Raw genomic sequence first — 17,531 nt, 5'->3', positions numbered from 1 at the left:
TCACCTCGACCCCGCCCCTTCACAGGTACGAGGGCGAATCCACGCGCCCCCAGAACGTCCGCCACACCAGCGCCTGCGACGCCACCAACAGCGGCAGCAGCACCACCGCCGACACCGCCGTCAACGACAACCCGCCGCCCTCGGCGACCACCTCCGACCACGGCAGCCGCGCCCCCGCCGCCACTGCGGCCACGACCAGCACCGCACCCGACACCCCGTACCGGCCACGCCCCCGCGCCGCCCGCACCGCCAACTCACCCGCCAATCGCAGCCGCGCGAACCCCGCCCCATGCCAGGCGAACACCGCCGCCAACGGCAATCCCAGCACGCTGCCCACGTTCAGCCCGCCGCCACCCATCAGCGAACCCAGCAGCGACGCCCACCCCAACGCCAGCGCCCAACTGCCCGCGACCACCGCGCCATCACACGCCGCCCGCCACCCGGACGCGTCCACCCGGCCCCGCAGCCACAACCCCATATCCCGCACGACCCACCCGATCAGCAACACCACCACCAGCGGATACAACTCCTCCAGCAACCGGTGCTCCAACCCCGGGAACGCCCCCGCCACCAACCCCGCCGACGCCACCAACCACACCTCGTTCCCCAGGAAGAACGGCGCGAACGACGCGATCACCACCCGCCGTTCCCGCTGGTCGCGCCCCAGCCACGGCAACAGCATCCCCACCCCGACGTCCGCACCCGCCAGCACCAGATACCCGCCGGCGAACACCGCCAGCAGCACCATCGCCAAAGACTCCATCACGCACACTCCCGTCGCACCGTCACCGAACCGGACATCAGAACGTCACCGACGCCACCGGCGCGGACGGCGCCACCGGGGGAGAACCCCCCAACGCCGACCCCTCCGGACCCCGCCGCGCAAGACGCGCCAGCAACCACGCGTTCACCCCCACCAGCACCGCGAACAGCGCCGTGAACGCCACGAACGACACCGCGATCGTCCCCGACCCCACCCCGGGCGACAGCGCGTCCCGCGTCTTCAGCACCCCGTACACCATCCACGGCTGCCGCCCCACCTCACGGAACATCCAGCCCGCCAGCATCGCCACGTAGGGGAGAGGCACCGCGCACACCATCACCACGTGGAACACCCGCCCCCGCACCAGCCACCGCCCCGACCACACCTTCACCAGCGCCACCATCGCCAGCAGCCACATCAACGACCACAACCCCGTCATCACCGCCTCACCGACACCCGCCAGCCCCGGCGCCATGTAATCGCCCGGACCGAACCGCGCCGTGAAGCCCGCCACGGCCGCCGCCGCGTCGTCACCGCCCGTCTTCGTCGGCTGCAGATACCGGTACTGCATCCCCCCGACGATCACCACCGGCATCACCGCCGCCATCAGCGTCACCAGCCCGGTCCGCATCGAACGCCGGAAGAACTCCACCTCCGCCGTCCGCCGCAGCAGGTGGTAACCGCTCACCCCCGCCATGAAGAACCCCGCCGTCAGCAACCCCCCGAACAGCACATGCCCGAACGCCAGCAACGCCGTCGGATTCCCCAGCAACGCCCCGACATCCGTCAGCCGCGCCGACCCGTCCCGCATCTCATAACCGACCGGACGCTGCAGCCACCCATTGGCCACCAGCACGAAATACGCCGACAGATACGCCGTCAACGTCACCACCCAGATCAACGCCAGATGCACCCACCGGTTCAACCGGTCCCACCCGAAAATCCACAAACCCAAGAACGTCGACTCGACGAAGAACGCCCCGATCGTCTCCAATGCCAGCGGCGCACCGAACACCCCGCCCGTCATCCGCGACATCCCCGCCCAGTTCAAACCGAACTGGAACTCCATCACCAAGCCCGTGACGATCCCCACCGCGTAATTCACCACGTACAACTGGCCCCAGAACCGCGTCATCCGCGCATGCACCGCACTACCCGACACCGTCGCCCGGGTCTGCATCAACGCCACCAGCGTCGCCAACCCCAGCGTCAACGCAACGAACAGGAAATGCGAACCAGCCGTCAACGCGAACTGCACCCGCGCCAGCATCAACGCGTCCATCAGCACAACCCCCAGGAACGATCGGCGGAAACCACGACACGATCCTGTCGCCCCGCACCCCGCCGGCGGATCCTGCGCAAGCGCGGAACCCCGCTGCGCCTTTCGCGTAGCCACCTACCGCCACCTACACCCCGAGATGTACGCCACCGCCCGGCCTACTCCAGCCGGAGAAGCCGCACCTCAACCACGCCGATCCGCGACCCACACCACGACCGCAACGACCGCGAACGGCACCGCCGCCACCGCCACCAGCACACCCGGCCCCGCCCACGCCGACCCCACCGCGTACCCGCCGAACACCGCCACGCTCACCGCCTCCGTCCCGAACCCCGCCAGCGACGTCACCGTCGCCCGCGCCCCGTCGCCCACCCGGTCCTGCAACCGCGCGTCCGCTGCCGTGACCGACCACCGGAACGCCCCGAACGCCGCCGCCACCAGCGGCACACCCCACACCGACTGGTGCACCGACCCGGCCGCCAGCAACACCGCGCCCGCCCCCACCACCGGGGCCAGCCGCCGCACACCCCGCCCCGAGAGCCAACCGCCCACCGCATCGCCGACCATCACGACCAGGACCAGCACCGGAACCCATACCGACGCCACCCCCGTCGACCGCACCAGCAACGGCACGTACTCGTCCAACGACGTCACACCCGTCAGCACCGCCACCAGGACCAGTGCCCCCCGCACCGCCGGCACCCGCCTCACCTGAGCCACACCCTCGCGCAACACTCGCGCGAACGACACCTCGTCCTCCGCCCGCCCGGCCCGCTCGTCCGGCAGGAACCACCCCGCCACCGCACACCCCGCGCACGCCACCACACTCGCCACCCCCAACGCCCGGTACCCGCCCACCGCCAGCACCGGCGACGCGACCGCGCTCGCCGCCACCACCCCCAGCAGCGCCACCGCCTCCGAACGCCCGATCAACCGCGCATACGTGTGCGCCGCATCCGACCGCTCGAGCGCCTCGTACACCAGCGCCTGCAGCGCACCCGACCGCAGAGCCGACCCCGCGCCCCACAACACGAAACCCGCGGCGAACGCCGGATACGACGGTGCGAACGCCCAAAGACCGAAACCCGTGCCGGCCAGCAGGGGAGCGGCCACCAGCAGCAAGCGCCGCGAGAACACGTCCGCCCACAACCCGGCGGGCAGCTCGACGACGAAGCCCGTCACCGACCAGACCACGAACAGCGACGAGATCGCCGCGTCCGACAACCCGGCCTCGGCGAACAACACCGAATAAACCGGATAAAGAAGGATGAAGTCCTCAAGAAACGCATAAACGTACAGCCTGCGCGCCAGCCGGGACCCGGGGGAGGAGCGTCAACATCGCCACGTCATACCGCGACCCTAAACCCGCGCAAATGTCGGTGCCACCGCTTAACCTGCCCGCCGAAGCCCGCGAGCCGGCCCAGGGGAGACGCCCATGACCACACTGCCAGGCCGCCCCAACGCCGCCCTGGTGGTGATCGACGTCCAGAACGGCATCATGGCCGACGCCCACCGCACCCGACCACAGCCAGTGGGGAGCTCCGCCGCCCGAGCAGGTCATCGCCCACACCAACCTGTACTGGCGATACCACCAGGCGCCCGGCCGAACCGCCACCGTCACCGAAACCGAGAACGTCACGTTCGACAACTGACTCGCGAGGACGACCGCGCCAGGGGAGCAGCATGACACCGGAGGAGTTCTGGACGATCGTCGAGGGCGCCCGCAGCCACCCCGAACCCACTCACGCAGCGCTCATCAACCAGCTCGCGGCACGCTCTCTCGAGGACATCCTCGATTTCCAGGAGCGATTCGACGAACTCGAGGCGCTGGTGAAGCGCTGGGACGTCTGGGCCGCCGCCTACCTCATCGGCGGCGGCTGCTCCGACGACGCCTTTTCCGTCTTCCGGGCCGGGTTGATCGCGCTGGGCCACGACTGGTTCGAGCGGGCGGTACGGTTGCCCGACGCCCTGGCCGACCATCCCGCCGTCACCGGGACGATCGAAGAACTCGACCGGCCCATCTTCTACGAGGCCTTCCAATTCGCCGCTAGCAGTGCCTACGAGAGGCGCAGCGGCGACGGGGACGCCTTCTGGGAGGCGCTGCAGGCCCGCGAAGAGGCCGCAGAAGCCATCGGCCACGACATGGGCGAGGACTTCGACTTCGACGACAGCGCCGAAATGCATCGCTGCCTGCCGCGTCTGGCGTCACTTTTTCTTCCCACTGGATGAGCATGGCTGAGCCGCCCTGGAGTTGGACGGACGCCCCTGGGATCGGGCAGGTCGGGCAGGAAGTCGGAGTGGAGGGGGCAACCGGAGCTCGCCCACCAGGCCCGCCGGACTCAACTTAACATAATGCTCATTATCGACCATCTGTCGGACCGACTGGAAGCGGGGTGATCCGGACGTACTTGCGTGCGCAGGTCAGCTTCCAACTCCACGCCGACGAGATGGACGATCTGCTCGCTGCTCGGCGCCGTCGTCTGGACGCTGGGCCGGCCATGCGGCGAGTTACGCCCAGGACGCCTGGGCGGTGCGACAGACGCCGGTACGTCGGCGAGCTCGGCGGGTTCACCGTCTACGCCAGCCTGGCTGGCGTTGTGTTGCGGCGCTCTGTGCCGGCATGGCGAATATGCTGCGCAGCCTCTGGTTCGGCGACGTCAAGATCGAATATCAGCTCAAGTCGATCATCGCCATGACGAAGTAGCTCGTCGACGACTGTGTCGCCGGTGCCGATCGCCCACGGCTCCCCGGAGTTCCTTGAAGGGCAAGGCGCGAGCTGTGGAGAAGTTGGTCCCTGCGAGATTTGGCAGGTGGGCGTGGCGAGGTCGCGCTCGGCGGGCCTCTCCTCCGCAGGTCAGGTCGCTTCATGTGTGCTTTTCATCAAACCAGACAGAATCCTGCTTCTGTCTGGTTTGCGTAGTTTGTTGCGTTTTGTCCTTCTGGGTCAGGTTGATGTGAGGTCGGTGAAGCGCAGGGCGTTGCGGACGGCGGCTCCCCCGGGGTCGTTGTTGAAGTAGACGTAGGCGTCGTCGGTGCCGTCCAGCCGGTCGGCCCAGGCTTGGAGGGTCTCGTCGTCGTAGTGCGGCCACGGCTGGGTGGCGCCCTCATGGAAGCGCAGGTAGAGCCAGTCGGTGGTTCGCCAGAGGGGCGTCAGGGGGCGGCCGAGGCGGTCCGCCCAGCACAGGGCGGCGCCGTGGTGTTCCAGGACGCGGCGTACGTCGTCGGTCCACCAGGTGGGGTGGCGCGGTTCGACGGCGACGCGGACGCCGTCGGGGAACCGGCGCAGGCATGCGTCCAGCCGCTCGGGTGCGGCCTGCAGGGTGGGCGGGAGCTGCAGCAGGACGGGGCCGAGCTTGCCGTCGAGGCCGCCGGCGGCGTCCATGAGGCGGGCGACGGGTTCGGCGGGGTCGTTGAGCCGTTTCATGTGGGTGAGGTAGCGGCTGGCCTTGACGGCCATGACGAAGTCGGGCGGTGTGTTGTCGCGCCAGATCTCGAAGGTGGCGCGTTTGGGGAGCCGGTAGAAGGCGTTGTTGTTCTCGACGGTGGCGAAGACCTGGCCGTAGCGTTGCAGCCAGGCGCGTTGCGGGACGCCGGGCGGGTACAGGACGTCGCGCCAGTCGGTGTACTGCCATCCGGATGTGCCGATCAGCACGGGCCGCTCCCCTCCCCCGGGCGCCGGGTGCGGTGGTCCCTACCCGTCCTGCGGCGGTTCTGTCGGTGGCGGGTTGTAGCGTCCGGCGGGTGCGCCCTGCCGATGTTCAGAGAGTGACCGTTGCCGAGGCCGTGGACCGATACGCGGAGATGGTCCGGGCGAAGACCTCCACGGGGGCGCTGGCGCCCGCGACGGCGGAGGTGTACGCGCGGGACGTGGTGACGTTCGCGGAGCTGGCGGGCGCCGATCGGGTGCTGGACGATCTGACGGGGCGGGACGTCGATGAGGTGCTGCTGGGGTTCGCGCGCAAGCCGGACGGGCGACGGCGCGCGGGCGGCGGGGCGGTGGGCGGTGGCGGGTCGCAGAGCGCGTCGTCGCAGGCGCGGTTCCGGCGGTCGGTGTCGGCGTTCTTCAAGTACGCGGTGGTGGCGGGGTGGGTTCAGCTGGATCCGATGCGGGCGGTGACGGTGAGGCCGAAGCATCGGGGCGGGTTGCGTGCGGAGCGGCGGGCGTTGACGGCGGAGCAGGCGGAGGGGCTGCTGGGGGCGGCGCGGGATCTGGCCGAGGAGGGGCCGGCGGCGCGGCGGCGGGTGGATCAGCGGACGGAGTTGCGGGACGGGTTGATCGTGTTGTTGCTGGCGGCGGTGGGTCCGCGGGTGTCGGAGCTGACGCGGGCGAACACGGAGGATTTCTTCGTGAACGGGGGGACGCGGTATTGGCGGATCTTCGGTAAGGGCGGGCGGACGCGGGATGTGCCGCTCCCCCGGCCGGTGGTGGAGGTGCTGGACGCGTATCTGGTGGAGGGGCGCCGGTTGCTGGATCGGGGGGTGGAGGCGCGGGCGTTGCTGTTGTCGTGGCGGGGGCGGCGGTTGGCGCGGGGTGATGTGCAGGCGGTGATCGACCGGGTGCTGGAGGGGGTGGAGCCGGGGCGGCGGCGCAGTGTCACGCCGCATGGGCTGCGGCATACGACGGCGACGCATTTGCTGGCGGCGGCGACGGACATGGATGCGGTGCGGCGGGTGCTGGGGCATTCGGATCTGTCGACGTTGGGGCGGTATCGGGATGAGTTGCCGGGTGAGTTGGAGGCGGCGATGCGGGTGCATCCGTTGCTGGGGCCGGTGGAGCGGGGGTGAGCGGTGCGCCGCTCCCCCGGGCCTGCCGCGCGTGGTCAGAGGAGGGTGCGGGCGAGGGTGTAGGCGGTGGTGAGGTCGGCGCCGCGGTAGTCGAGGGCGGCGATGTCGGCGAGGTGGTGGTCGGCGTTGATGGCGATGGTGTTGGTGAGGTGGTGGAAGAGGGGGGCGTCGGATAGGGAGTCGCCGTAGGCGAGGCATTGGTCGGTGGTGAGGTGGTGGCGGGTGCGGAGTTGTTCGGTGATGCGGACTTTGTCGGCGGGGGTGAGGATGCCGGCGGTGTCGAGGGGTGTGGTGGTGAACGGGAGCGGGGGGAAGCGGGATGCGATGACGTGGTCGAAGCCGAGGTCGAGGAGGTGGCGGGCGAAGAAGTCGGGCGACATGGTGATGACGGCGGAGTGTTCGCCGCGTGCGCGGATGTCGGCGCAGACGTCGGCGATGCCGGTGAGCCAGGGGCTTGCGGCGTAGGCGGCGGTGATGTGGTCGGGGGTGAGGTGGTGCCAGAGGCGGTGGATCTCGGTGGAGAAGCCGCGGGTGTCGAGGGTGCCGGCGGCGAATCGGGCCTCGAGGGCGTGGAGTTCGGGGAGGGTGCCGAGGTGGCGGGCGAGTTCGAGGTTGGCGGTGGTGCCGTTGAGGAGAGTGCCGTCCATGTCGAAGATGTGCAGGTGTGTCACGTGGTGTGAGTGTGGCGGATGGTGGTGGCGGCGGGCGAGCGGGTTTTGACGGTGTGTGCGAGGGGTGTCGTAAGTCGGGGGTGCTGGAGGGCTTTCGGGTGATGTGGGGGTGGTCGCGGCCTTCTTAGCGTCGGGTGCATGGATTCGATCTTGGATGGTGTGGGTGCGGCGGTGACGTCGCCGTGGTTCGGCCTGGTGCTGTTCGCGGTGGCGGCGCTGGACGGGTTCTTCCCGGTGGTGCCGAGCGAGAGCATGGTGATCACCGGTGGGGTGTACGCGGCGTCGGGTTCGCCGGATCTGGCGCTGGTGGTGGTGGCGGCGGCGCTGGGCGCGTTCGCCGGTGATCATGTGGCGTATCTGCTGGGGCGGGGGCCGGGCGGGCGGTTGCTGCGGCGGGCGCGGCCGGGGACGCGGCGGTATCGGGCTCTGGCGTGGGCGCGGGGGGCGTTGGCGGAGCGGGGCGGGCTGGTGCTGGTGGTGGCGCGGTATGTGCCGGGTGGGCGGACGGCGGTGACGGTGACGATGGGTGCGCTGGGGTATCCGCTGCGGCGGTTCTCCTTGTTCGCGGCGGTGGCGGCGGTGTCGTGGGGCTTGTACGGCGGGTTGCTGGGTTATGTGGGCGGTGCTGCGTTCGAGGACGATCCGGTGAAGGGCGTGGCGGTGGGGCTGGGTTTGGCGTTGTCGGTGACGGGTGTGGTGGAGGGGGTCCGTGTGGTGCGCCGGCGGCATGGGTGGGGCGACGCGGTGTCGGAGGCGGAGGGACGGGAGCAGCATCCGGTGCGGGCGGGTGGTGGGCCGGGTCGTCCGTCCGGATGAGCGGGAGGGCTGTCTTTAGTGGGGTGCCGGGTCGTCTTGTGGGTGATGCGGGGCGTTTGTGGCGCGGGCGATCGTGTGGTCGTGCCAAGCTCTACGAGAGGGTGAACGTGAGGTGAACTTCGGCTGCCCGTTCGGTGTCGGATGGGGTGCCGGGTGGTCGTCTCGAGCGTGAGGGAGAGCATGCAAGCGCCAGATTTCAGCGTCGAGCTGTACCGGGATGTGACGGAGTGGGCGTGGGGGACGCCGTCGTGGGTGCATTCGGTGGCGGACGTGGGGACGAACGCCGGGCTGCTGTTGTTCGCGATGTTGTTCGTGGCGGGTTGGTGGCGGGCGCGGGGCCAGGACGCGCGGGCGATGGGGCTGGCGGTGTCGGCGCCGTTCGCGATGGTGGCGGCGTATCTGGTGAGCGAGGTGTCGAAGGACTTCATCCAGGAGGAGCGGCCGTGCCGGGCGGTGGCGGGGGCGGTGCACATCGCGGCGTGTCCGCCGGCCGGTGACTGGTCGTTCCCGAGCAATCACGCGACGATCGCGGCGGGGTCGGCGGCGGCGCTGGTGGTGGTGTGGCGGGCGCTGGCTCCGCTGGTGCTGCCGTTGGCGGCGCTGATGGCGTTCTCGCGGGTGTTCGTGGGGGTGCATTACCCGCATGATGTGGCGGCGGGGTTCTGTGTGGGGGTGGTGGTGGCTCCGCTGGTGGCGCTGGCGGTGGTGCGGCTGGCTGAGCCGGTGGTGGATTTCCTGCGTGGTTTCCCGGTGGGTGTGGTGGTGCTGGGTGCGCGTCCGGCGCCGGCGGGTGTGCCGGACGGTGGCCTGCAGGGCGTGCGGGGTGTGGTGCGGGGGCAGGCGGCGGTTCCTGCTGGGGCGGCCGGTGTGACGCGGGTGGACGGTCGGCTGCGGGACGCGGCGGTGACGATGCCGGATGTGATGGGCGGCGTGCGTGGTGTCGGTGGTGTTCCCGGTGGCGGTGGTGGTGCGGGGCGGCATCATCGGCCGGGTTCGTAGCGTCTGGCGGGGTGTCGGCGGGCCGTTCCGGTGTCGGAGCGGCCCGCTTCGTGTTGCGCCAGCGGGTGCCCGGTCCTCTGCCGAAAGTGAAGGGTCGGGGGTGGCGTTAGGGCACTGTGGGGCTACTCCCCCGCCGCCTAGGTTCTGGCCTGGACAGGGATTCGGAGCCGAGGGGACGGTGTGATGATCGCTTTGCGTGGTCTGACGAAGCGGTTCGGGGACAGGACGGCGGTGGACGGGCTGTCGCTGGAGGTGGCGGCGGGGAAGGTGACGGGGTTCCTGGGGCCGAACGGGGCCGGGAAGTCCACGACGATGCGGATGATCGTGGGGTTGGATCGTCCGAGCGCGGGGGCGGCGCTGGTGGGCGGCCGCCGGTACGGGGAGTTCCGGCATCCGCTGCGTGAGGTGGGGGCGTTGCTGGAGGCCAAGGCGGTGCATCCGGGGCGGTCGGCGCGGCGGCATCTGCTGGCGATGGCGCGCAGCAACGGGATCGCCGCGGGCCGGGTGGAGGAGGTGCTGGGGCTGGTCGGTCTGGAGGCGGTGGCCGGGAAGCGGGCCGGGTCGTTCTCGCTGGGGATGGGGCAGCGGCTGGGGATCGCGGGTGCGCTGCTGGGCGATCCGGGGGTGCTGTTGTTCGACGAGCCGGTGAACGGGCTGGATCCGGACGGGGTGCTGTGGGTGCGGCGGCTGATGCGGTCGCTGGCGGCGGAGGGCCGGACGGTGTTCGTGTCGTCGCATCTGATGAGCGAGATGCAGCTGACGGCGGACCGGCTGGTGGTGATCGGGAGGGGGCGGCTGATCGCGGACGCGCCGGTGGCGGAGGTGATCGCGTCCAGTTCCCGGAACGCGGTGCGGGTGCGCAGTCCGCGGGCGGCCGACCTCGCCGACCGCCTGGAGGCCGACGCGGGCGCGGTGGGCCCGGTTGAGGTGGCGCGGGTGTCGGAGCGGGAGTTGCTGGTGACGGGGTTGGCGCTGGATCGGGTGGGCTTGGCGGCCTATGAGGCGGGTGTTCCGTTGCTGGAGTTGAGCGAGGTGAAGGCGTCGCTGGAGGAGGCGTACATGGAGTTGACGGGGACGAGCGTGGAGTACGGCGCCGGTGCGGTGGCCGGGACGGAGGCGTGATGGCGTCGGTGGGTGCGCAGGCGGGCGACGCGCGGACGGGTGGCGCGGAGCGGACGGGCGGAGGCCTTCCCGGGGCGGTCGCGGCGGAGTGGACGAAGCTGTGGTCGGTGCGGTCGACGTGGTGGGGTCTTGCGGGCGCGGCCGCGTTGATGGGGTTGATGTCGCTGATCCTGGCGTCGTCGACGGTGTCGAACAACACCAACGAGATCGCCTCCGATGACCAGGGTGTGGTGTCGGTGAGCGGCGTGGCGGTCTCGTCGCTGGACATGGTGCAGTTCGTGGTCGTGGCGGTGGCGATCCTGGTGATCACCGGTGAGTACGCGACGGGCAGCATCCGTTCGACGCTGCAGTGGGTGCCGCGGCGGGGGCGGATGCTGGTGGCGAAGGCGGCGGTGCTGGCCGGGGTGATGCTGCCGGCGGGCGTGGTGCTGAGCGTGCTGGGGACGGCGGTGGCCGGTCCGGTGCTGGGCGAGTGGGGCCGGTCCCGGGCGGTGGTGGTGGTCGACGACGCGCTGCAGATGGGGGTGTATCTGGCGCTGGTGAGCCTGCTGGTGCTGGGGGTCGGGGCGATGCTGCGCAGCACGGCGGGGACGTTGACGACGGCGTTCCTGTTCCTGCTGGTGGTGCCGATGCTGCTGGTGAACGCCGGTTCCAGCGTGGGGCGTCATGTGGCGGACGCGCTGCCGAGCACGGCGGGCCGGTATCTCATGACCGGGGACGGCCCGTATCCGGAGGCGGTCGGGGCGGCGATCCTGGCGGCGTGGACGGCGGCGGCGTTGTGGGGCGGGGTGCTGGTGCTGCGGCGCCGTGACGCCTGACCGGCGGCGTCCCGGTCGGAAAGAGGGGGCTGCCGCGCCCACCCCCCTCTTTCGGCGATGTCAGGGGGTGGGGTCGTGGACGAGGCCGGCTTCGTGGGCGAGGACGGCGGCCTGGACGCGGTTCTTGACGTCCAGGCGGGTGAGGATGGCGCTGACGTAGGCCTTGACGGTGCCTTCGACGACGTGCAGGCGGCCGGCGATCTCGGCGTTGGACAGTCCGGCGCCGAGCAGGGCCAGGACCTGGCGTTCGCGGGGGGTGAGGCCGGCGGCGCGGCGGCGGGCGGCGGCGCCGGCGGCCGTGCGGCCGCCGGACAGTTCGGTGATGACGCGGTGGGCGACCTTGGGCGACAGGAACGCGGCGCCGGCGGCGACGGCGCGGACGCCGGCGATGAGTTCGTGGGGGTCGCCGGATTTGAGGAGGAAGCCGCTGGCGCCGCCGGACAGGGCGCGGGCGATGTAGTCGTCCTCGCCGAAGGTGGTGAGGACGGCGACGGCGGTGGCGGGGGCGACGCGGCGCAGTTCGTCGGCGGCGGCGAGGCCGTCCATGCGGGGCATGCGGATGTCGAGGAGCGCGACGTCGGGGTGGTGGGCGAGGGTGAGGTCGACGGCCTCGCGGCCGTCGCCGGCCTCGGCGACGACGTCGATGCCGGGGTCGGCGGACAGGATGGCGCGGACGCCCGCGCGGATCATGGCCTCGTCGTCGGCGAGCAGGACGCGGATCACTCGTGGCCTTTCGCGGGGTCGGGGTCGGCGGTGCTGTAGGAGTTCTTGGCGATGAGGCGGCCGTCGCGGAAGCACAGGCGGTAGAGGTGGCCGATGCCCAGCAGGTTGGCGGTGGGCCGGTAGTAGCGGCAGCTCGCGTCGGGCGGCTCGGGGACGCGGGCGCGGACGTCGCCGGCCTCGGTGGCCTGCATGGGCGGCAGGACGTGCCCGATGTCGGCACGGGTGTCTCCGATGCGCAGGGCGGCGTAGTCGGCGGGCCTCAGCACGGAGTTGAGGGTGGCGTAGGCGTAGTAGCCGAGCATCACGGCGCCGAGCGCGGCGATGAGGGCGGCGGGCACGGCGATGGCGGTGATGAGGCCGCGGCGGACCTGCCGGCGTTCGCGTTCCAGGTGCCGGGCCGATTCGGACGGCTGGTCCGGGGCGGCGGGAGCCGGACGGGGGCCGGGCGGCGGGGTGTCGGGGAGGGTGGCGTGCACGGCGAAGCCGCCGCCGGAGGTGGGCGCGGCGTGCAGGGTGCCGCCGGCGAGGCGGACGCGTTCGGCCAGGCCGGTGAGGCCGTGGCCGCCGCCGGGCGGCAGCAGCGCGGGGCCTTCGGGCGGCGCGTCGTTGACGACGGCGACGGTGATGGCGGGTGCGGTGCCGGCGCGGCGGCGGTGCGGTACGGACCGGCGGGTCAGGGTGACGGTGATGGGCGCGCCGGGGGCGTGTTTGGCGGCGTTGGTGATGGCCTCCTGGACGACGCGGTGCGCGGCGAGCGCGATCATCGGCGGGAGGGTCGCGGGCTCGGGGCCGCCGGTGTCCAGGTGGACGGGGACGCCGGAGGCGCGGGCGCGTTCGACGAGGTCGTGGACGCTTTCGTGGACGGGCCGGACGGGGGCGTCACCGGCCGCGCCGTCGGCGGCGTCCAGGCCGGGGACGGTGCTCTCCCCCGGGCCGGTGCGGCGGCCGGCGTCGTCGCGCAGGACGCCGATGATCTCGCGGAGGTGCTCGGTGGCGTCGGCGGCGCCCGCGCGCAGTTCGGCGGCGGCGGCGCGGTGCCGGTCGTCCAGGCCGGAGGCGACCTGCAGGGCGCCCGCGCGGACGGCGATGAGGGCGAGTTCGTGGCCGAGGGTGTCGTGCATGTCCTGGGCGATGCGGGCGCGTTCGCGCAGGCGTTCGCGTTCGGCGGTCAGGTGCTGCTCGCGTTCCAGGCGGTCGGCGCGTTCCCAGCCGGCGTGCAGGAGTTCGCGGTACTGCCGCCAGTAGCGGCCGGCGAGCCAGGGCAGCACGCCGAGCAGGACCAGCCAGATCGTCAGCGGGAACCAGCTGGTGACGTCGATGCCGCGGACGATGTTGAGCAGGGTGCCGGCGGCGAACACGGCGGTGAATCCCCACAGCACCGTGCGGGCGCGGGCGCTACGCAGCCCGGCCAGGTAGGACATGACGGGCACCGCGAAGGCGAAGTTGCCGTGCACGGAGGTGAGGGCGATGGCGGTGATGAGCGCGGTCGCCGGCCAGGTGCGGGAGACCGCGACGGCGGCGGCCAGGACACCGAGCCCGGCGATCTGCAGCCACCAGGCGGGGCGGGCCGGCTCGACCGGGGAGAGCAGGCTGAACGCGAGGGGCAGCGCCAGGACCGTCCACAGCACGGCGTCCTTGATCAGCAGGGACCGGCGGGGCCGGTGCACGGCGGCGCGCACCCGCCCGCAGCCGGCGCGAAGGGAGCGGACGGCGGCCTGGACGCCGGTGCGGGTGGCCGGAGGCCCGGCGGGGCCGTCCGATCCGCCGGGTCCGGTGGCGGGCCGCTCCCCCGGGCGCGGCGGGACGGTGGTGGTGGCCGGGTCGTTCACCCGGCCCACGGTACAAGCCGGTGATCTGGGGTGATACTGCCAAAAGTCAGGGGCCGCTACCGTGGGGCGGGTGACCGTGCCCTCACCGCGTCCCGGGCGGCCCGCGCCGCCGCGCCCGCCGGTGCGGCCGTGGGAGGCGCGCCGCGGCGAGTGGTGGCGGGGCCGGGCCGGTGAGGTGCTGCCAGCGCTGGCCGCGCTGGTGATCACGCTGGTGATGAGCGCGGTCGCCGTCAGGCCTGGGGACCGTCCGCTGTGGCCGGGCGGGCTGGCGCTGATCGCGGTGACGACGCTGGCGCTGGTGTGGCGGCGCCGCCATCCGGTGGTGCTGCTGGCGGTGGCGACCGTGGCGCCGCCTCTGTACTACCCGCTGGGCTATCCGGACGGGCCGATCGCGTTCGTGTTCCTGGTGGCGCTGTTCAACGCGGCGGTGGAGTGCCGGCCGGCGGTGCCGCTGGGCGCGGTGATCGTGGTGAACGCCGGGTTCCTGACCACCTCGGCGGTGCGGGGCGGCGGCGGGGGCGGCGATCCGGACGCGGTGGTGGACGCGCGGGGCGTGGCGTCGCTGACGCTGGCGCTGCTGGTCACGGTCGGAACCGGGCAGTACGTCCGGGGGCGGCGGATGCGGGTCGAGGAGGCCGAGCGGCGCGCCGCCGAGGCCGAGCGGGGCCGCGAGGAGGAGGCGCTGCGGCGGGCGGCGCAGGAGCGGCTGCGGATCGCGCGGGAGCTGCACGACGTCCTCGCGCACCAGATCTCGCTGATCAACGTGCAGGCGGGCGCGGCGCTGCACCGGCGTGACGATCCGGCGCGGGCGTACGCGGCGCTGGAGGCGATCAAGGCGGCGAGCCGGCAGACGCTGCGGGAGCTGCGCGGGGTTCTCGGGGTGCTGCGGCAGGTCGACGAGCCCGGCGAGGACGGCGGGGCGGGTCCGGTGGAGCCGGTGCCGTCGCTGGCGGGCGTCGGTGAGCTGCTGGAGCGGACGTCGGCCGCGGGGCTGCGGGTGGTCCGGGCCGGTGACCTCGCCGACGGCGATGGCGCCTCCGAAGGCGGGCCGCTGGCGGCGGTGCCGGCGCCGGTGGGGCTGGCCGGGTACCGGATCGTGCAGGAGGCGCTGACCAACGTCGTCCGCCATGCGGGCGCGCGGGCGGTGACGGTGGAGGTGCGGTGCACCGCGGACGCGGTGATCGTGCGGATCGACGATGATGGGTCGGGCCCGCCAGGGGGGCCGGACGGGCCGGTGCCCGCCTACGGCCTGCGCGGCATGCGGGAGCGGGCCGCGGCGGTCGGCGGGGAGCTGACCGCCGGCCCTGCGCCCGGCGGCGGGTTCCGGGTGCGGGCGCGGCTGCCGCTGGACGCCCCGCCCGGCCGGCGGGCGCACGAGGAGGCGGGAGAACAGGTGGCGGACGCGAAGCCGGGGCGAGCGATGCGGGAGGACTCGTGATCGGGGTGGTGCTGGCCGACGACCAGACGCTGGTGCGGGCCGGGTTCCGGTCGATCCTGGAGGGCGAGGACGACATCGAGATCCTCGCCGAGGCCGGGGACGGCGAGCGGGCGGTGCGGCTGGCGCGCGAGCTGCGCCCGGACGTGGTGCTGATGGACGTGCGGATGCCGGTGCTGGACGGGCTGGAGGCGACCCGGCGGATCGTGTCCGACCCGGCCCTGGACGGCGTCAAGGTGGTGATCCTGACGACGTTCGACCTGGACGACTACGTGTACGGGGCGATCAAGGCGGGAGCGAGCGGGTTCCTGGTGAAGGACACCGAGCCGCCGGAGCTGATCCACGGGGTGCGGGTGGTGGCGCGCGGCGACGCGCTGCTGGCGCCGGCGGTGACGCGGCGGCTGATCGCCGAGTTCGCCTCCCGGATCACCGCGCCGCCGCCCGCGGTGAACCTGGACGCGCTGACGGCGCGCGAGCGGGAGGTGCTGGAGCTGGTGGCGCAGGGCCTGTCGAACGAGGAGATCGCCGCGCGGCTGGTGCTGTCGCCGGCGACCGCCAAGACGCACGTCAGCCGCATCCTGTCCAAGCTCGGCGCGCGGGACCGGGCGCAGCTGGTGGTGCTGGCCTACGAGTCGGGGATGATCCGTCCCGGCTGGCTCGGCTGACACCGCCGCGGGGGGCGTGGTGCCGGGCGGCGCGGACCGCAACGGGGCGGGCCGCGGCGGTGTTGAAAGGGATGTGACGGTTACCGAGGAGGTTGTGATCCGGGCCGACGCCCCTTCCGCCGCCGCGGACGGCGGCGATCGCAGGGACGGCGGGCGCGCGGCCGATCCGGCGTGCGCGCACGTCGTCGAGGCGCTGTCGGGCGACCTGGACGCCGGGTTCGCCGTGATGTACGAGGCGTACCGGGGCGTGGTGTTCTCCACGGCGCTGCGGTTGTGCGGGCGGTGGGCGGAGGCCGAGGACCTGGCGGCCGAGGCGTTCCTGCGCGCCTACCGGGCGCTGTGCGGGTACGGGCCGGAGCGGATCGCGGACCTGCGGCCGCGGGCGTGGCTGCTGACGATCCTGACGAACGTGTGGCGCAACGGGCTGCGGACGGCGGCGCGCAAACCGCCGCCGGGCCCGCTGGAGGACGCGCCGGACCCGCCCGACCCGGCCGAGGGCGTGGAGGACGCGGCGGCGCGGCACGAGACGGGGCGGGAACTGGCGGGGCTGCTGGCCGGCCTGCCCGCCGCGCAGCGCGCCGCGGTGGTGCTGCGGCACGTCACCGACCTGCCGGTGGCGGAGATCGCGGAGGTGATGGGGGTGCCGGAGGGCACGGTGAAGTCGCACGTGTCGCGCGGCCTGGCCCGGCTGCGCCGGCTGCACGCCGAGGCGGGCCCGGACGGCGAGGCGGGCCCGGACGGCCGGGCGGCCGGGCGCGGCGGGCCGGTGGACGATGACCGGGAGCGAGGAGGGATCCGATGAGCGGCACCGATTCCACGTCCGACGCGCTGTCGGCGATGGAGCCCACCGACCGGGTGCTGGCGGGACTGGCCGGGCTGGCCGCCGACGCGCCGCCCGCGCTGCTGGACCGGATCGCCGCGCGCCGCGTCCGGGTGGACGGCCCGCTGGAGGACCTGCGGGTGGCGTTCACCGACCGGGGCGTGGCGTTCGTGCGGGCGGGGATGGACGAGCGGGAGTTCGCCGGGGCGTTCCGGCAGCGGTTCGCGCGGCCGCTGCTGCCCGCCGACGCGCCGCCCGCCGGGCTGGTGCCGGCGTTGCGGTCGGGGCGGCTCGGCGACCTGCCGCTGGACCTGCGGGGGCTGAGCGCGTTCGAGGCGGCGGTGCTGCGCGCCGCGGCGGCGATCCCGCGCGGGCAGACCCGCCCGTACGCGTGGGTGGCGCGGCTGGCGGGGCGCCCGAAGGCGGTGCGGGCCGTCGGGTCGGCGCTGGGCCGCAACCCGGTGCCGCTGCTGATCCCCTGCCACCGGGTGACGCGGTCGGACGGGTCGCTGGGCGAGTACGTGTTCGGTGAGGCGGCCAAGGAGCGGCTGCTGCGCGCCGAGGACGTCGACGTCGACGAGGTCGAGGGGCTGGCGCGGCGCGGGGTGCGGCTGGTCGGCAGCGACACCACGGGGATCGTGTGCTTCCCGACCTGCGCCGACGCCCGCCGGATCGCGCCGTCGCATCGGCGCGGTTTCCGGGACCTGGCCGCCGCCCGGGCGGCGGGGTACCGGCCGTGCCGGCACTGCCGCCCGGACGGACCGCAGGAGTCGCCGGAGTCGCCCGCGGTGTGACCCGGTCCCCCG

The 17,531-nt window shown here is 73.1% G+C and carries 17 protein-coding genes; 10 read left to right on the top strand and 7 right to left on the bottom strand.

Annotated features, from left to right (window positions below; genetic code table 11):
• Nucleotides 1–19: 19 nt before the first annotated feature.
• The 3 genes from ABD296_RS25765 to ABD296_RS25755 form a co-directional block, all read right to left on the bottom strand.
• Entirely contained in the window at nucleotides 20–763 is a 744-nt protein-coding gene (locus ABD296_RS25765; protein WP_344272140.1) for a cytochrome d ubiquinol oxidase subunit II, read from the bottom strand.
• A 37-nt stretch (nucleotides 764–800) separates the two neighbouring features.
• A complete protein-coding gene (locus tag ABD296_RS25760; RefSeq protein ID WP_407061514.1) occupies nucleotides 801–1,988 on the bottom strand; it encodes a cytochrome ubiquinol oxidase subunit I in 1,188 nt (395 codons plus the stop codon).
• A 237-nt stretch (nucleotides 1,989–2,225) separates the two neighbouring features.
• Nucleotides 2,226–3,311: an MFS transporter gene (locus tag ABD296_RS25755; RefSeq protein ID WP_344272138.1), complete on the bottom strand. Its 1,086-nt coding sequence runs from the start codon at nucleotides 3,309–3,311 to the stop codon at nucleotides 2,226–2,228.
• A gap of 414 nt (nucleotides 3,312–3,725) precedes the next feature.
• On the opposite strand from ABD296_RS25755, the gene ABD296_RS25750 reads away from it, so the two are divergent.
• Nucleotides 3,726–4,271, top strand: coding sequence for a DUF4240 domain-containing protein (locus tag ABD296_RS25750; protein ID WP_344272098.1), 546 nt, complete (start codon nucleotides 3,726–3,728; stop codon nucleotides 4,269–4,271).
• 715 nt (nucleotides 4,272–4,986) lie between these two features.
• On the opposite strand, the gene ABD296_RS25745 is transcribed toward ABD296_RS25750, so the two are convergent.
• Entirely contained in the window at nucleotides 4,987–5,694 is a 708-nt protein-coding gene (locus ABD296_RS25745) for a DUF72 domain-containing protein (protein WP_344272095.1), read from the bottom strand.
• A 113-nt stretch (nucleotides 5,695–5,807) separates the two neighbouring features.
• On the opposite strand from ABD296_RS25745, the gene ABD296_RS25740 reads away from it, so the two are divergent.
• Nucleotides 5,808–6,827 (top strand): tyrosine-type recombinase/integrase, encoded by a 1,020-nt coding sequence (locus ABD296_RS25740; RefSeq protein WP_344272092.1) that lies wholly within the window; start codon nucleotides 5,808–5,810, stop codon nucleotides 6,825–6,827.
• 35 nt (nucleotides 6,828–6,862) lie between these two features.
• Here the strand turns inward: ABD296_RS25740 and ABD296_RS25735 are convergent, their stop codons facing one another.
• On the bottom strand, nucleotides 6,863–7,498 hold the full coding sequence (locus ABD296_RS25735) for an HAD family hydrolase (RefSeq protein WP_344272089.1): 636 nt from the start codon (nucleotides 7,496–7,498) through the stop codon (nucleotides 6,863–6,865).
• A 138-nt stretch (nucleotides 7,499–7,636) separates the two neighbouring features.
• On the opposite strand from ABD296_RS25735, the gene ABD296_RS25730 reads away from it, so the two are divergent.
• The 4 genes from ABD296_RS25730 to ABD296_RS25715 all read left to right on the top strand — a co-directional run bounded on the left by ABD296_RS25730 (nucleotide 7,637) and on the right by ABD296_RS25715 (nucleotide 11,253).
• Nucleotides 7,637–8,314 (top strand): DedA family protein, encoded by a 678-nt coding sequence (locus ABD296_RS25730; protein ID WP_344272086.1) that lies wholly within the window; start codon nucleotides 7,637–7,639, stop codon nucleotides 8,312–8,314.
• A gap of 180 nt (nucleotides 8,315–8,494) precedes the next feature.
• A complete protein-coding gene (locus ABD296_RS25725; RefSeq protein ID WP_344272083.1) occupies nucleotides 8,495–9,313 on the top strand; it encodes a phosphatase PAP2 family protein in 819 nt (272 codons plus the stop codon).
• A 183-nt stretch (nucleotides 9,314–9,496) separates the two neighbouring features.
• Nucleotides 9,497–10,435: an ATP-binding cassette domain-containing protein gene (locus tag ABD296_RS25720; RefSeq protein WP_344272081.1), complete on the top strand. Its 939-nt coding sequence runs from the start codon at nucleotides 9,497–9,499 to the stop codon at nucleotides 10,433–10,435.
• A complete protein-coding gene (locus tag ABD296_RS25715; RefSeq protein WP_344272078.1) occupies nucleotides 10,435–11,253 on the top strand; it encodes an ABC transporter permease in 819 nt (272 codons plus the stop codon). Before ABD296_RS25720 ends, ABD296_RS25715 begins: the two co-directional genes overlap by 1 nt.
• Nucleotides 11,254–11,313: 60 nt before the next feature.
• Here ABD296_RS25715 and ABD296_RS25710 read toward each other — a convergent pair whose 3' ends face one another.
• On the bottom strand, nucleotides 11,314–11,976 hold the full coding sequence (locus ABD296_RS25710; protein ID WP_344272075.1) for a response regulator transcription factor: 663 nt from the start codon (nucleotides 11,974–11,976) through the stop codon (nucleotides 11,314–11,316).
• Nucleotides 11,973–13,805 (bottom strand): sensor histidine kinase, encoded by a 1,833-nt coding sequence (locus ABD296_RS25705; RefSeq protein ID WP_344272072.1) that lies wholly within the window; start codon nucleotides 13,803–13,805, stop codon nucleotides 11,973–11,975. The genes ABD296_RS25710 and ABD296_RS25705 overlap by 4 nt, the downstream gene beginning before the upstream one ends.
• A gap of 70 nt (nucleotides 13,806–13,875) precedes the next feature.
• Between ABD296_RS25705 and ABD296_RS25700 the strand changes: the two genes are divergently transcribed.
• From ABD296_RS25700 to ABD296_RS25685, 4 genes are all read left to right on the top strand, one after another.
• Entirely contained in the window at nucleotides 13,876–15,243 is a 1,368-nt protein-coding gene (locus ABD296_RS25700) for a sensor histidine kinase (RefSeq protein WP_344272069.1), read from the top strand.
• Nucleotides 15,240–15,905 carry a response regulator transcription factor gene (locus ABD296_RS25695; protein ID WP_344272066.1) on the top strand — a complete coding sequence of 222 codons (666 nt, stop codon included), beginning with the start codon at nucleotides 15,240–15,242 and terminating at the stop codon, nucleotides 15,903–15,905. The genes ABD296_RS25700 and ABD296_RS25695 overlap by 4 nt, the downstream gene beginning before the upstream one ends.
• A 94-nt stretch (nucleotides 15,906–15,999) precedes the next feature.
• Entirely contained in the window at nucleotides 16,000–16,707 is a 708-nt protein-coding gene (locus tag ABD296_RS25690; RefSeq protein ID WP_344272063.1) for an RNA polymerase sigma factor, read from the top strand.
• Nucleotides 16,704–17,519 carry a methylated-DNA--[protein]-cysteine S-methyltransferase gene (locus ABD296_RS25685; RefSeq protein WP_344272060.1) on the top strand — a complete coding sequence of 272 codons (816 nt, stop codon included), beginning with the start codon at nucleotides 16,704–16,706 and terminating at the stop codon, nucleotides 17,517–17,519. The genes ABD296_RS25690 and ABD296_RS25685 overlap by 4 nt, the downstream gene beginning before the upstream one ends.
• The last annotated feature ends 12 nt before the right edge of the window (nucleotides 17,520–17,531 follow it).

Origin of the sequence: Actinomadura napierensis, from assembly GCF_039529375.1 — a bacterium.
Classification (GTDB): domain Bacteria; phylum Actinomycetota; class Actinomycetes; order Streptosporangiales; family Streptosporangiaceae; genus Spirillospora; species Spirillospora napierensis.
Note: the sequence above shows the minus strand (reverse complement) of the source record. Positions and strands in the feature narration are given on the sequence as shown.